The sequence below is a fragment of the Bradyrhizobium sp. C9 genome, assembly GCF_002532045.1.
In the GTDB taxonomy this organism is placed as follows: domain Bacteria; phylum Pseudomonadota; class Alphaproteobacteria; order Rhizobiales; family Xanthobacteraceae; genus Bradyrhizobium.
The window spans coordinates 26,360-40,678 of sequence record NZ_NWTG01000043.1; the positions used below are offsets into that span (position 1 = coordinate 26,360).

The 14,319-nt window shown below is 64.7% G+C and carries 13 protein-coding genes; 3 read left to right on the forward strand and 10 right to left on the reverse strand.

The window, feature by feature from the left end; all coding sequences use genetic code 11:
* Nucleotides 1-8: 8 nt before the first annotated feature.
* The gene (locus tag CO675_RS38725; RefSeq protein WP_097677140.1) at nt 9-662 is read right to left on the reverse strand and encodes a glutathione S-transferase family protein; all 654 of its coding nucleotides are present in this window, start codon (nt 660-662) and stop codon (nt 9-11) included.
* 84 nt (nt 663-746) lie between these two features.
* On the opposite strand from CO675_RS38725, the gene CO675_RS38730 reads away from it, so the two are divergent.
* Complete coding sequence (locus CO675_RS38730; protein WP_097677125.1) at nt 747-1,742, forward strand: helix-turn-helix transcriptional regulator; 996 nt, start codon at nt 747-749, stop codon at nt 1,740-1,742.
* On the opposite strand, the gene CO675_RS38735 is transcribed toward CO675_RS38730, so the two are convergent.
* The 9 genes from CO675_RS38735 to CO675_RS38775 all read right to left on the reverse strand — a co-directional run bounded on the left by CO675_RS38735 (nt 1,739) and on the right by CO675_RS38775 (nt 11,161).
* Nucleotides 1,739-2,149, reverse strand: a complete 411-nt coding sequence (locus tag CO675_RS38735; protein WP_097677126.1) for a hypothetical protein — start codon at nt 2,147-2,149, stop codon at nt 1,739-1,741. The two genes, CO675_RS38730 and CO675_RS38735, sit on opposite strands and share 4 nt — an antisense overlap.
* A gap of 78 nt (nt 2,150-2,227) precedes the next feature.
* Nucleotides 2,228-2,941, reverse strand: a complete 714-nt coding sequence (locus CO675_RS38740; protein WP_097677127.1) for a nitroreductase — start codon at nt 2,939-2,941, stop codon at nt 2,228-2,230.
* Between the two features lie 2 nt (nt 2,942-2,943).
* Nucleotides 2,944-4,188 carry an acyl-CoA dehydrogenase gene (locus tag CO675_RS38745; RefSeq protein ID WP_097677128.1) on the reverse strand — a complete coding sequence of 415 codons (1,245 nt, stop codon included), beginning with the start codon at nt 4,186-4,188 and terminating at the stop codon, nt 2,944-2,946.
* Nucleotides 4,189-4,216: 28 nt separating this feature from the next.
* Nucleotides 4,217-5,464, reverse strand: coding sequence for an acyl-CoA dehydrogenase (locus CO675_RS38750; RefSeq protein ID WP_097677129.1), 1,248 nt, complete (start codon nt 5,462-5,464; stop codon nt 4,217-4,219).
* Nucleotides 5,465-5,476: 12 nt separating this feature from the next.
* Nucleotides 5,477-6,604: an acyl-CoA dehydrogenase family protein gene (locus tag CO675_RS38755; protein ID WP_097677130.1), complete on the reverse strand. Its 1,128-nt coding sequence runs from the start codon at nt 6,602-6,604 to the stop codon at nt 5,477-5,479.
* A gap of 117 nt (nt 6,605-6,721) precedes the next feature.
* Nucleotides 6,722-8,590, reverse strand: coding sequence for an AMP-binding protein (locus tag CO675_RS38760; RefSeq protein ID WP_097677131.1), 1,869 nt, complete (start codon nt 8,588-8,590; stop codon nt 6,722-6,724).
* 41 nt (nt 8,591-8,631) lie between these two features.
* Nucleotides 8,632-9,438 carry an enoyl-CoA hydratase/isomerase family protein gene (locus CO675_RS38765; RefSeq protein ID WP_097677141.1) on the reverse strand — a complete coding sequence of 269 codons (807 nt, stop codon included), beginning with the start codon at nt 9,436-9,438 and terminating at the stop codon, nt 8,632-8,634.
* Nucleotides 9,439-9,691: 253 nt separating this feature from the next.
* A complete protein-coding gene (locus CO675_RS38770; RefSeq protein WP_092119588.1) occupies nt 9,692-10,450 on the reverse strand; it encodes an SDR family NAD(P)-dependent oxidoreductase in 759 nt (252 codons plus the stop codon).
* Nucleotides 10,451-10,495: 45 nt separating this feature from the next.
* Nucleotides 10,496-11,161, reverse strand: a complete 666-nt coding sequence (locus tag CO675_RS38775) for a TetR family transcriptional regulator (RefSeq protein ID WP_097677132.1) — start codon at nt 11,159-11,161, stop codon at nt 10,496-10,498.
* A gap of 197 nt (nt 11,162-11,358) precedes the next feature.
* Here CO675_RS38775 and CO675_RS38780 point away from each other — a divergent pair, with 197 nt between their 5' ends.
* Complete coding sequence (locus CO675_RS38780; RefSeq protein WP_097677133.1) at nt 11,359-12,531, forward strand: acetyl-CoA C-acetyltransferase; 1,173 nt, start codon at nt 11,359-11,361, stop codon at nt 12,529-12,531.
* A gap of 181 nt (nt 12,532-12,712) precedes the next feature.
* The gene (locus CO675_RS38785) at nt 12,713-14,257 is read left to right on the forward strand and encodes an acyl-CoA synthetase (RefSeq protein WP_097677134.1); all 1,545 of its coding nucleotides are present in this window, start codon (nt 12,713-12,715) and stop codon (nt 14,255-14,257) included.
* The last annotated feature ends 62 nt before the right edge of the window (nt 14,258-14,319 follow it).

Genomic DNA, 14,319 nt, shown 5'->3' on the forward strand with positions numbered 1-14,319 from the left:
GATCCGTATCACACTCCGGCGGCCGCCGCATGCTGCGCCGCCATCTCGTCGTCGGCCTTCGATATCCGCACGAAAGCCGGGCGCGCGGCGATGCGTTCGGCATAGCGGACGAAGATGTCCCTCTTGGGCACGATGCCGAACATCATGGTCCAGCTGAGCGCGATGCCCCAGAGGATGTCGGCCGCCGTGATTTCTTCGCCGAAGAGATAAGGCCCCTTTGCGAGCTGCGCCTCGAGCGTGCCCAGCATGGTGTCGTAATCGGCATAGGGCGATTGCGTGATCGGCGCCGGCTCGCGCTTCATGAAATGGTCGATCACGGCCGGCTCGAACGACGAGCCGTAATAGGCCATCCAGCGCAGATACGGACCTCGGCGCGGGTCGTCCAGCGCGGGCGTCAGGCCCGCCTGCGGAAACAGATCGGCGAGATAGATGAAGATCGCGACCTGCTCGGTCACCAGCCCGCCGCGATGGCGGATCGCGGGCACCTTGCCGAGCGGATTGATCGCGAGATAGGCGTCCTGGCGCTGCTCGGCCGCCTTCATGTTGAGAACGTGCAGATCGTAGGGCGCGCCGAGCTCCTCCAGCAGCACGCGCGTGCCGGTGGCGCGGCTCTGCGGCGAGTAATACAGCGCGATGCGGTCGGTGGTGGCAGCGGTGGTCATCAGCAGATCTCCTTGCGCCATCAGGGCGCAGGGCCTCCTTATGTCCGCCTATACCTGACATCTTGTGTCAGGTATGATCTTCCCATGCGCGCGAGCCGGCTGTTTTCCATCCTCACCACCCTGCAGGCACGGGGACAGGTCACCGCACCTGAGCTGGCGGAAGCCTGCGAGGTCTCGGTGCGCACGATCTACCGCGACATCGATGCGCTCTCGGCCGCCGGCGTCCCCGTCTATGCCGACCGCGGCGCCGAGGGCGGCTATCGGCTGCTCGACGGCTATCGCGTGCGGCTGAACGGGCTGTCGCAGGGCGAGGCCGAGGCGCTGTTCATGGCCGGGCTGCCCGGCCCCGCCGCCGCGCTCGGCCTCGATGCCGCGATGACCGCGGCGCAGACCAAGCTGATGGCGGCGCTGCCGGAGAATCTGCGCCCCAACGCGCGAGGCATGCAGCAGCGCTTCCACTTGGACGCGCCGGGCTGGTTCGGCGCGACCGAGGAGCCGAAGCATCTGCGCGCCATCGCAAGCTCCGTGCTGCGCGAGACCCTGATCGAGATCCGCTACCAGAGCTGGAAAGCCGAGAAGCGCCGGCGCGTGGCGCCGCTCGGCCTCGTGCTGAAGGGCGGCAGCTGGTATCTCGCCGGCCTTGTCGACGGCAATGTCCGCACCTACCGCGTCGCGCGGGTGCTGGATTGCACGGCACTGGAGACGTCCTTCGCGCGGCCGGCGGAGTTCGATCTCGCCGCCTATTGGCACGCCTCGATCGAACGGCTCGAGGCCGAGTTGCATCCGAACGAGGCCAAAGTGCGGCTGTCGCCGCTCGGGCTGCAGCTGTTCGATGCGCTGGCCCATCCTTACGTGAAGGCGCGGATGCGGCTTGCCGATGGCACTGAGCCCGACGGCTGGCGGACCGCCACCATGCCGGTCGGCAAGACGGTGTGGCATGCGGCGAGCGAGCTGCTCCGGCTCGGCGCCGAGGCCGAAGTGATCGAACCGCAGGAGCTGCGCGAGAAGATGGCCGAGCTGGCGGGCGCGATGGCCGCGCGCTATGCGGACGCGCCGCCGCGCCGCGCGGCCCGTCGCTAATACCGGCTGTCGGAGCTGATGACGAAGCGGTCGAGAAAATTGACCGGCAGGATCTCGAACCGGTCGAGCGTGAGCGTAATCCCGGTCACGAAGTCGACGCCCTTGATCGTGCCCTCGAGATCGATCCGCCGGCCGCGGCGCAGGCCGCGTGTTTCCGGATGTTGCTCGATGTCGATATAGGCATAGATCGGGTTGTCGAGCCGCGAATGGCGATGCCAGCCGCGTTGCAGAAAGCTGAACTGCAACACGGAGCCCGCGCCCCAGTCGATCGCGTCGAAGAAGCGGGTCTTCCAGGCAACAGCCTGTCCCAGATAATGCGCGGCGATGAACGCGTCGCGTTCAAGCGCAGGCAGACGGTGCAGTTGCCAGCCGATCTCCGCCGGCGTCAGGGAGGCGTTATTCGCCATTGTTGTTCTAGTCGTTCTTCTTGTCGTTTCTTCTTGTCCTCGGCGGGAGGGTGAACCGACCTTCCCGCCTTGAGGAAACTATACATCCACAAATGTGACAGTGTCCGCCACAGTTGCGCGCGACGTGCGGTAGCTGTTCACCTTGTGCGCATGATCCGCATAGCCGAACGAGATACCGCAGACAACCCGGCGATCGTCGGCCAGGTTGAAATGGCGGCGGATCAGGCCGGAATGGCGCGCGATCGCCGCCTGCGGGATGGTGCCGAGTCCGAGCGCTTGCGCGGCCAGCATGAAGTTCGAGACATAGCCGCCGCAATCGATCGCGCCATAGATGCCGAGCGGCTCATTGGTGTGGATCACGGCAATGTGCGGGGCGCCGAAGAAATTGTAGTTCTCCAGCGCCTGTTTTGCGTAGGCCGCCCTGTCGCCGCGCGCGATGCCGAGCGTGTTGTAGAGCTGGAAGCCGCTCTCGCGGCGGCGCTCCAGATAGACGCCGACATATTCGCGCGGCGGGGTGAAATCGTAATCCTCGCCTAGGCCGCGCGAGGCCTCGGCGTAGATCGCCTTGCGGAACCGCTCCTTGGCCTCGCCGGACACGATCAGGACTTCCCAGGGCTGGCTATTGCACCAGGACGCGGTCCGCTGCGCGGTCGTCAGAATGTGCTCGATGACGTCGCGCGGCACCTCGCGCGGCTGGAACGCGCGCACGGAGTAGCGCTCGTTGAGCAGCTCCTCGAGCGCGCCGATGCGGTCTTCCGTCGCGTAGCGCGCGCTTGGTGTTTTCGCATCCATGCTCAACGGCCCTTGGTCGGGATCTTGTTGTAGGGCACGTCCTTGTCGACGCGGATGTCGCCGGGCAACCCGAGCACGCGCTCGGCGATGATGTTGCGCAGGATCTCGTCGGTGCCGCCGGCGATGCGCATCGAGGGCGACGACAGCAGCATCTGCTGGAACTGGCCGTTGGCCTGCTCCTCGTCGGTGCCGGTGAGGCTGCCGGCTGCGCCTTCAAGGTCCATCGCGTAGGTCGCGATGTCCTGCAGCATCAGGCCGGAGACGAGCTTGCCGATCGAGTTTTCCGGACCGGGCCGTTCGCCCTTCGACAGCGCCGAGATCGCGCGGTAGCTGGTGTATTTCAGCCCGCTCGCCTTCACCGCCCAGCTCGCAAGCTTGGAGCGCACCGCCGGATCGTCGATCGCAAGGCCATCTTCCAGCATCAAATTCGAGCAGAACTCGAACATCTCGGGCACGCCGGTCGCGAGCCGCGATCCGATCGACATCCGCTCGTTCATCAGCGTGGTCAGCGACACGCTCCAGCCCTCGCCGACCGCGCCAAGGCGCTGGCTATCCGGGATCACGACGTCGGTGAAATAGACCTCGTTGAACTCCTGCATGCCGTTGGCCTGCTTGATCGGCCGCACCTCGACGCCCGGGCTCTTCATGTCGAGGAAGAACATCGTGAGGCCCTTGTGCTTGGGCACATTTGGATCGGTGCGCGCAATCAACAGGCCGTAGTCGGAATAATGCGCGCCGGAGGTCCAGATCTTCTGGCCGTTGACGACCCAGTTGTCGCCCTTCTTCTCCGCACGGGTGCGCAGGCCGGCGACGTCGGAGCCGGCCGACGGCTCGGAGAACAGCTGGCACCAGATCTCCTCGCCGGAGGCGAGCTTCGGCAGATAACGGCGCTTGGCGTCTTCGGAGCCCCAGGCCATCACGGTCGGGCCGCACATGCCCTCGCCGATCTGGAACGGCTGCGTCAGCTTGCCGTAGACGCCCTCTTCCTGCTGCCAGATCACGCGCTCGATCGGGGTGGCGCCGCGGCCGCCATATTCCTTCGGCCAGTGCAGGCAGGCCCAGCCGCCTTCCGCCTTCTTCTTCTGCCAGGCCTTGCCGACCTCGACCATGTCGTGCTTGGCGAGCCTGATGCGGCCGAGCGATGACTTTGAGAGCTCTTCCTCGAACTCCTTCGGCGCATTGGCCGCGATCCATTTGCGGGCGATGGCGCGGAATTCGGCTTCCTGCTGTGTGTCATCGAAATTCATGGCGAACCTCTCTTGATTTTTCGCGCGCTCAGGCGCGGCCCTTGGTCGGGATCTTGTTGAAGGGAACGTCCTTGTCGACCCTGATGTCGCCGGGCAGACCCAGCACCCGCTCGGCGATGATGTTGCGCATGATCTCGTCGGTGCCGCCCTCGACGCGGGTGCCCGGCGCGCGCAGCAGCATTGCCTGGAACTTGCCGGCGACCTCGGCATCTTCGGGCCCGCTCAGCGCGCCGGCGGCACCCTGCAGGTCGAGCGCGTAGGTCGCGACGTCCTGGATCATCGAGCCGGCAACCAGCTTGCCGATCGAGTTCTCCGGTCCCGGACGTTCACCACGGGAGAGCGCGGAGATCGCGCGCATACTGGTGTATTTCAGGCCGCTCGCCTTCACCGCCCAGTTCGCAAGCTTGGCGCGCACCGCGCGGTTCTCGATCGCGAGGCCATCCTCCAGCATCAGGTTGTTGCAGAAATCGAACAGCTCGGGGAAGCCGGTCGAGACGCCGGCGCCGATCGACATCCGCTCGTTCATCAGCGTGGTCAGCGACACGTTCCAGCCGTCATTGACATTGCCGAGCCGCTGCGAGTCCGGAATGCGCACGTCGGTGAAATAGACTTCGTTGAAGTCCGACGCTCCGCTCGCCTGCTTGATTGGCCTGACCTCGACGCCCGGGCTCTTCATGTCCAGGAAGAACATGGTGAGGCCCTTGTGCTTCGCGACCGTCGGATCGGTGCGGGTCAAGAGGATGCCGTAGTCGGAATAATGCGCGCCAGAAGTCCAGATCTTCTGGCCGTTGATCACCCACTCGTCGCCCTGCTTCTCGGCACGGGTGCGCAAGCCCGCAACGTCGGAGCCGCCGGCCGGCTCGGAGAACAGCTGGCACCAGATCTTCTCGCCGGAGGCGAGCGGCGGCAGATATTTGCGCTTCTGCTCCTCACCGGCGAACGCCATCATTGTCGGTCCGCACATGCCGTGGCCGATGATGAACATCGAGCTGAGGCGGCCGAACGGGCCCTCCTCCTGCTGCCAGATCACGCGCTCAATCGGCGACGAGCCGCGGCCGCCATACTCCTTCGGCCAGTGCAGACAGGCCCAACCAGCATCGGCTTTCTTCCTCTGCCAGGCTTTTGCCGCTTCGAGAATGTTGGCGCCCTTGAGCGCAACGCGGCCGAGCGAGGCCTTGCGCAGCTCTTCCTCATATTGCTTCGGCGCATTGGCCGCGATCCACGCTTTCGCCTCGGCGCGGAACGCGGCCTCCTGCGGGGTGTCGTCGAAATTCATGACGGTCCTCGCTTACGCCGCGTTCTTCTTGCGCATGCGATCGATCAGCGCGTCTTCCCAATAGGACAGGCTGCCCAGGCCAAGCGCCATCGCATTGGCGCGGCGATAGTACATGTGGCAGTCGAACTCCCAGGTGAAGCCCATCCCGCCATGGACCTGGATGTTGTTCTTGGCGCAGTGCTGGAACGCCTGCGTCGCGCTGATGCGCGCGGCGGCGGCGGCTTCCGGCAACTCGCCGGCATTGGTCGAAAGCGCCCATGCGCCGTAATAGCAGTTCGAGCGCGCCAGGGTCGCGGACACATACATGTCGGCCAGCATGTGCTTGACCGCCTGGAACGAGCCGATCGGACGACCGAACGCGATGCGGTCGAGCGCGTAGTCGCGGCCCATCTCCAGCGCGCGGTCGGCGCCGCCGACCTGCTCGAACGCCATGAGCACGGCTGCGCGATCCAGCACCTGGGTGAGCACACCCCAGCCCTCGCCGGTGGCACCGAGCGGCTCGGCCTTAGCGTCCTTGAAGGTGATCGCGGCCTGACCGCGGGTCAGATCGATGTTGGTGAGCGACTTGATCTCGACGCCACCGGCCTTGAGATCGACGATGAACAGCGAGATATCGGACTCACGTCCGCTCGAGCCGGTGCGCGCGGCGACCACGGCGAAATCGGCGATCGCGCCGTCGGCCACCGGCTTCTTGACGCCGTTGAGCACGCCGCCATTGGCCGTCACCTTGATCGCCTTCGGCGACGGATTGCCGTGGCCTTCGAACAGCGCCAGCGTGCCGATGGCATCGCCGGAAGCGATCTTCGGCAGCCACTTCTGCTTCTGGGCGTCCGAGCCTGCGATCAGCAGCGCCTCGGCGGCGAGATAGACGGTCGAGGAGAACGGCACTGGCGCCAGCGCACGGCCCATTTCTTCCGCGATCACACAGAGTTCGAGATGGCCGGCACCCGCGCCGCCGAACTGCTCCGGGATCGCGACGCCGAGGAAGCCCATCTCGGCGAGGCCCTTCCACAGCGCCTTGTCGTAGGGCGCCTTGCCGTCGAGCACCTCGCGCACCGCCTTCGGCGGGCACTGTTCGCTGAGGAATTTCCGCGCCTCGTCGCGCATCTGCTTCTGTTCGTCGGAGAAATCGAAATTCATGGCGCTTACCCGCGTTGCTGTTGTTCGTTGGCTTCGTAGGATGGGTGGAGCGAAGCGATACCCATCGATGGCGTGGTCACAGATGATGGGTTTCGCTGCGCTCTACCCATCCTACGGTCAGTTCAAAATGATCACCTCGTCGCCAGGCTTGCCGGCGTAGAGCTGCTCGACCAGCGCGGCGCGGCGTTCGAGACCGGCGCGCTGGTTGATGTAGCCCTTGTCGGTGAGCTCATTGCCGTCAATCGACGGCGGCTCGACCATCAGCATCGCACGCGCGATGCGCATGCTGCTGCCGGTGGTGGATGCATTGTGCGCCTGCAAGCCCTTCCTGAGACAATCGACCACGTCGGGATGCCGGACTACGTCCTCATAGCTCGCGTCCGCATTGCCGACGAGCTGGCGGCAGGCATGCAGGTTCGGCCAGCACAATAAGCCGATGAACTCGCGATCCTGCCCCGCAACCAGCGCGTCATGCACGACCGGCGTCGCGGCAGCGATCGCATCGGTGCGCAGCGAGCCGACATGGACGAAGGTGCCTGTGGTCAGCTTGAAGTCCTCGACCACGCGGCCGGCGAAGATAATGCCCTGTAGCGGATCCTCGGGATCGACGAACACGCCGGCATCGCCGATGCAGTAGAAACCTTCTTCATCGAACATCTTGGCCGTGAGGTCCGCCTGACCGAAATAGCCCGGCGTGACGTTGACGCCGCGCAGCCGCAATTCGTATTTCGAGCCGCACGGCACCATCTTCAGCTCGACGCCGGGGAACGGCAGGCCGATCAGGCCGACGCGCTCGGTGTCCCAATAGGTGCCGGTCGAGGTCGGCGCGGTCTCGGTCGAGCCCCAGCCGGTGTAGAACACGATGCGCTCGCCTGTGGTCTTCACCGCCAGCGCCTGCATCCGGTCATAGAGATCGTCGGGCAGCCGGGCGCCGCCATAGGCCATGATCGAGAGGTTCTTGAAGAAGCTCGCGCACAGCGCCGCGTCCTTCTCCATCGCGGCCGCGAGCGCGGCATAGCCCGCCGGCACGTTGGCGTAATAGGTCGGCGACACCTCGCGCAGATTCCTGATGGTCTCCTCGAGCTGGCCCGGCATCGGCCGGCCATCGTCGATGTAAAGCGTGCCGCCATCGACCAGCACGGGATTGAACGCGGCGTTCCCTCCCATGGTGTGATTCCACGGCATCCAGTCGAGCACGGTCGGGATCGGGCCGGCCGTTTCACGCGGACGCACCTGCATCATCATCGCCGCATTGGCGCACATCATCTCCTGGGTGTTGATGACGGCCTTCGGCATGCCGGTCGAACCCGAGGTGAACAGCAGCTTGCCGACGGTGTCGGTCGTGATCTTCGCGATCGACGCGCTGACATCGGCGGTCACCGGCGTTGCCGCGAGCTCGGCGAAGCCCACGCTCTTGATGCCGTCGCAGGGACGCAGCACGTGAACGACCGTGATGCCGGTGAGGTCGATCGCCTTCAGCGCCTTCTCGAAGGTCGGGCCGTCCTGCACCATCACCACGGCGGGCTTGATCAGGTTGAACAGGTATTTGAGCTTGAGATGATCCAGGCTCATCAGCGAATAGGCCGGCGACACCGGCGCTGCCGGCAGCCGCGCCTGCATCGCAGCCTGCGTCATCAGCGCGTGCTCGATCGAGTTGCCTGAGAGGATCGCGACGGGCCGCCCATCGCCAATGCCGAGATCGAGCAGGCCCTGCGTCAGCGCGTCGACGGTGCGTTTCGCGTCGCCATAGGAGACCTTGCGCCACTGCCGGTCGGGGCCGCCGCGTTGCGCGAGCCAGATCCGCTCCGGCGCCTGCGCCGCCCATTTGGCGAGATAGGCCGGGATGTGGGTCTCGTAAGCTTGCAAAGGGATCCGCGACTTCAGGACGACGGTGCCATCGCCGCGCCGCTCGACCGCGATGTCACGCGCGAGCCAATCCACCTTGCGAAAGGCAGGCTTCGTCAGCATCGCCGCGTCTCCATCCATTTTGCGTCTCCCGGAATTCTTGTCCTTTTGAGGATCTGTTCTCAGCGCCTGATATAGACAGGCTTTCGTTTCTCGAGGAAGGCCTTGATGCCTTCCTGAAAATCTTCCGAACGGCTGCACAGCACCTGATTGCGATCCTCCATCGCGATCACGGCCTCGATCGAGCCGGCATCGACGCTCATGTTGATGCATTCCTTCGAAAGGCGCAGACCGACCGGCGAGGCCGTCATCATCGCGTCGACATAAGGATTGGCAGCCGTGTCGAGATCGGCCGCCTCGACCACTTCGGACACCAGGCCAACCGCAAGCGCGCGGTCGGCATGGATGAAGCGCCCGGTGAGGATCAGTTCGGAGGCGACCGACACGCCGACAAGGCGCGGCAGGAAATAGCTGGTACCGATGTCGCAGCCGCCAAGGCCGAGCTTGATGAACGCGCAATTCATCCGCGCGTTCTTCGCGGCGATACGGATATCGGCGGCGAGTGCCAGCGCGAAGCCGCCGCCGGCGGCCGCGCCCTGCACCAGCGCGATGATCGGCTGCGGACAGCGCCGCATCAGCATCACGATGTCGGCGATGCGGCGCTGCGAGTCCAGTGACTCCGTGACGCCGGGCGGTTCGGTCTGGCCACCGCGGCGGGCCATCGCGTGCTTGAGGTCGAGCCCGGCGCAAAAATTCGCACCGGCGCCCTTCAGCACCACGACGCGGGTGTCGCGATTGCGCTGCAAACCCTGGAAGTAGGTGTTGAGCGCATCGATCATCGCTGGATCGAGCGCGTTGAGGCTCTCGGGGCGATTGAGCGTGACCCAATCGACCCCGTCATGATGTTCGATCAGCAGCGGCTGAGACACGCGCATGGTCCTCCCGACCGTTCAGCGAACGCGATGCTCGTTGCTGTGCCCTCTCCCCTTGTGGGAGAGGGCATGTTCGCTATTGCCTTTGCATTCGATTGGGTGAGGGGTCTGTCTCCGCGGAGAGAACCCCTCATCCGTCGCCGTAGCCGATGCAAAGCATCGGCGTCCTTTTTTAAGGGACGGCGGCCAAAGGCCGCCTATGGCCACCTTCTCCCACAAGGGGAGAAGGGAAGTACGGCGGAGTCCACCGTTAGCGCGGCGCCATGCGGATGGCGCCGTCGAGGCGGATGGTTTCGCCGTTGAGCATCGGGTTCTCGACGATGTGGACCGCGAGATTGCCGTACTCAGAAGCGTCGCCGAGGCGAGCCGGATGCGGCACCTGGGCGCCCAGGCTCTTGCGGGCTTCCTCGTTGAGACCCATCAGCAGCGGCGTCAGGAACAGGCCGGGTGCGATGGTGTTGACGCGGATCTTCAGGCTGGCGAGGTCGCGCGCGGCCGGCAGCGTGAGGCCGACGACGCCGCCCTTCGAGGCCGAATAGGCGATCTGGCCAATCTGGCCTTCATAGGCCGCGACCGACGCGGTGTTGATCGCGACGCCGCGCTCCTCGCCGATCGGGGCTTCGGTGGCGAGGCGCTCCGCGAACAGGCGCAGCACGTTGAAGGTGCCGATCAGATTGACATTGATGATGCGGACGAACTTCGCCAGCGGATAGACGCCGTCCTTGCCGACGATGCGCTGCGAGCCGCCAATGCCGGCGCAGTTCATCAGCACGCGCGCAACGCCATGCGCTGCCTCGGCCTTGGCGATCGCCGCCTTGATCGCTTCCTCGTCGGTGACGTCGGCGTGCAGGGCAACGCCCTTCACTTCGGCGGCGACCTTCTCGGCGTTTTCCTTGTTCTGGTCGATCACGCCGATTTTGGCGCCCTTGGCGGCCATGGCGCGCGCGGTCGCGGCACCGAGCCCGGAGCCACCGCCGGTGATGAGAACGGCAACGTCTTTCAACTGCATGAGAACAACCTTTCCTTGGGCGTTTCTTCTCTAGACTTGAACTTGTTATCCGGCAGCGGCCGCTGCCGTTTCCTTATCGGGATTGAGCACGCCGCCGAAGATCAAGGCTTCCATGTGCTTGATGTATTCGCGGCAGACCTCGTCGGTGACCGGACCGACGCCGACCGCGCGCGACATCGCGTGGCGGCCGAAGAACAGATGATCGCAGGCGCCGATCAGGCTGGTGTAGAACAGCACCGGATCGATCTTGCGGAATTCGCCGGCCTTGATGCCCTCGGCGAGCAGGCGGCGATGAAAATCCAGCAGCGGCGCGACGAAGAATTTCGACACCTCGTTCGCGGCGGCAGGCGAGCTCTCGTGCAGGAGATAATGAATCAGCCGGTTCATGTAGGGGAACTGGTGATAGGCGCGAATGATGCCGCCGATATGCAGGCGCAGTTTTGCGGACGGCGTGATCGGCTGGCTGATCAGATATTCGAGTTGCGATATCTCGGTGGCGGCGTCGCGCGCGAGCAGCGCCAGCAGCAGCCCGTCCTTGTTGCCGAAATGATATTTCACGAGCGCAGCGTTGACGCCGGACTTCTGCGCGATGTCGGACAGCGACACCTCGATCGAGGCGCGCTCGATCATCAGCTCGCTGGCTGCGACCAATAGCTTGTCGGCAGTGGCATTTTTGCCGGCCGGAAGTTTCGTCGGTACGCTGGTATTCAACTGCGCTCTCGTCCCGCTCTTCGTCCCCGGCTGTTCCCTAGCTGTTTTTTGGCCCGCCGGTAAATCGAGGCCGCACATAAGCCCATGGCGGGGCTGCACTCAAGAGTTAATTGATTGATTGACTAAATGCTGAGCCGCCCCTTAAATCCGGCCCAACTTTGAAACCGCCCAATCCAGAAACATCAGGGAGATCAGACATGGCCGAGGCCTATATCGTCGCCGCCGCTCGCACCGCCGGCGGCCGCAAGGGAGGGCGGCTCGCCGGCTGGCATCCGGCCGATCTGGCCGCCACCGTGCTGGACGCGCTGGTCGAACGATCAGGCGCCGACCCGGCGCAGGTCGAGGACGTGATCATGGGCTGCGTGATGCAGACCGGCGAGCAATCCACCAACATCGCGCGCAACGCGGTGATGGCCTCGAAGCTGCCGGAGAGCGTGCCCGCGACCTCGATCGACCGCCAGTGCGGCTCCTCGCAGCAGGCGCTGCATTTCGCGGCGCAGGCTGTGATGAGCGGCACCATGGACTGCGTGATCGCCGCCGGCGTGGAATCGATGACCCGCGTGCCGATGGGGCTCGCCTCCTCGCTGCCCGCCAAGAACGGCTTCGGCCATTACAAGAGCCCCGGCATCGAGGCGAAGTATCCCAACATCGTCTTCAGCCAGTTCACCGGCGCAGAGATGATGGCCGAGAAGTACGGCCTGTCGAAGGATGAGCTCGACGAATACTCCTACAACAGCCATCAGCGCGCGATCGCGGCGACGCAGGCCGGCCACTTCAAGGACGAGATCGTGCCGGTGAAGATCACCCGCGCCGACGGCTCGACCGACACCCACCATATCGACGAAGGCATCCGCTTCGACGCCAGCCTCGACGGCATCAAGGGCGTCAAGTTGATCGCCGAGAATGGCAAGTTGACCGCGGCGAGCGCCAGCCAGATCTGCGACGGCGCCTCAGGCGTGATGGTCGTCAACGAGAAGGGTCTGAAGGCGCTCGGCGTCAAGCCGATGGCGCGCATCCATCACCTCACCATGATGGGCGGCGATCCCGTGATCATGCTGGAAGCGCCGCTGCCGGCAACCCAGCGCGCGCTGCAGAAGGCCGGCATGAAGATCGACGACATCGACCTGTTCGAGGTCAACGAAGCCTTCGCCTCGGTGCCGACCGCGTGGCTGAAGACCACCGGCGCCGATCCGGCCAGGCTCAACGTCAATGGCGGCGCGATCGCGCTCGGCCATCCGCTCGGCGGCTCCGGCACCAAGCTGATGACGACGCTGCTGCACGCCCTGAAGCAGCGCAACAAGCGCTACGGCCTGCAGACCATGTGCGAAGGCGGCGGCATGGCCAACGTGACGATCGTCGAGCGGCTGTAAGAGGCGTTCGATTAGGTCCGAAGGACCTCCACGAAAAAGTGTCGTCCCGGCGAAGGCCGGGACCCATAACCGCAGGTGCTTGTGGTTGTGCCGGGCTGCGGCCCCAACTCATTTCAACAAAACAAAGCGGTGGTTGGGTCCCGGCCTTCGCCGGGACGACGCATCACCTGAGGAAACATCTTTGACCCATCCGTCCATCCACGCGCGCAACCATCCGAACAAGATCGCCTACCAGATGGCGGCGTCCGGCAAGGCGATCACCTATCGCGAGCTCGACGAGCTCTCGAACCAGGGCGCGCATCTGTTCCGCTCGCTCGGCCTGAAGGCCGGCGACCACATCGCGCTGCTGATGGAGAATCGCCTCGCCTTCATGGAGATCTGCTGGGCCGCGCAGCGCTCGGGGCTCTATTACACCGCGATCAGCCGCTACCTGACGGAAGAGGAGATCGCCTACATCATCAAAGACTGCGGAGCGAAGGTGTTTATCACTACGCCGCAATGCGCCGACAAGGTGAAGGGCCTGATCAAGGGCGAGCCAGGCGAACCGCTGTTCTACATGATGGACGAGCCGGCACCGGGCTTCCGCTCCTACGACAAGGAAGCCAGCGCGCAGCCGACCACACCGGTTGCCGACGAGGTCGCCGGCTATGACATGCTGTATTCCTCCGGCACCACGGGCCGGCCGAAGGGCATCAAGAAAGAATTCGAGGGCAACCGGATCGACGTGCCGAATCCGTTCCTGCGCATTCTCACCGCCGACATGTGCGGCATGAACGCCGACTCGATCTATCTGTCGCCGGCGCCGCTCTATCACGCAGCTCCCTTGCGCTTCAACATGATGGCGACCGTGCTTGGCGGCACCTCCGTCATCATGGAGCATTTTGACGCCGAGGAATTTTTGAAGCAGGTCGAGAAGCACAAGGTGACGCAGTCGCAGCTGGTGCCGACCATGTTCGTGCGCATGCTCAAGCTGCCCGACGAGGTGCGCGCCCGCTACAAGGTGTCATCGCTGAAGGGCGCGATCCACGCCGCGGCGCCCTGCCCGGTCGACGTGAAAGCGAAAATGATCGAGTGGTGGGGGCCGATCCTGATCGAGTATTATGCCGGCTCGGAAGGCAACGGCGTCACGGTGTCGACCTCGCAGCAATGGCTGACCCATCGCGGCACCGTCGGCCGCGCCGTGGTCGGCAAGGTCAAGATTCTCGACGAGAACGACGAGGAAGCGCCGGCCGGCCAGATCGGCCAGGTCTATTTCGCCGACGCGCCTGTTTTCACCTATCACAACGATCCCGAGAAGACGAAGAAGGCCTACAACGCCAAAGGCTGGTCGACGCTCGGCGACGTCGGCTACCTCGATGAAGAGGGCTTCCTCTATCTGACCGATCGCAAGAGCTACATGATCATCTCCGGCGGAGTGAACATCTACCCGCAGGAAACCGAGGACGTGCTGATCACGCATCCGGCGGTCTCCGACGTCGCGGTGTTCGGCGTGCCCAACGAGGAGATGGGCGAAGAGGTCAAGGCCGTGGTGCAGCCGCACGATATCACCAAGGCCGGCAAGGAACTCGAAGCCGAGTTGATCGCGTTCTGCCGCCAACATCTGTCGCCGATCAAATGCCCGAAGAGCATCGACTTCGAGCAAGAGCTGCCGCGCACGCCGACCGGGAAACTGGTGAAGCGCCATCTGCGCGACAGGTACTGGCCGAAGGCGCCAGTGAAGGCGTAGCCGCTCTTCACCCTCCCCTGGAGGGGTAGGGGAATCGCATATGGCTGTGGAGTAGTGTTGCC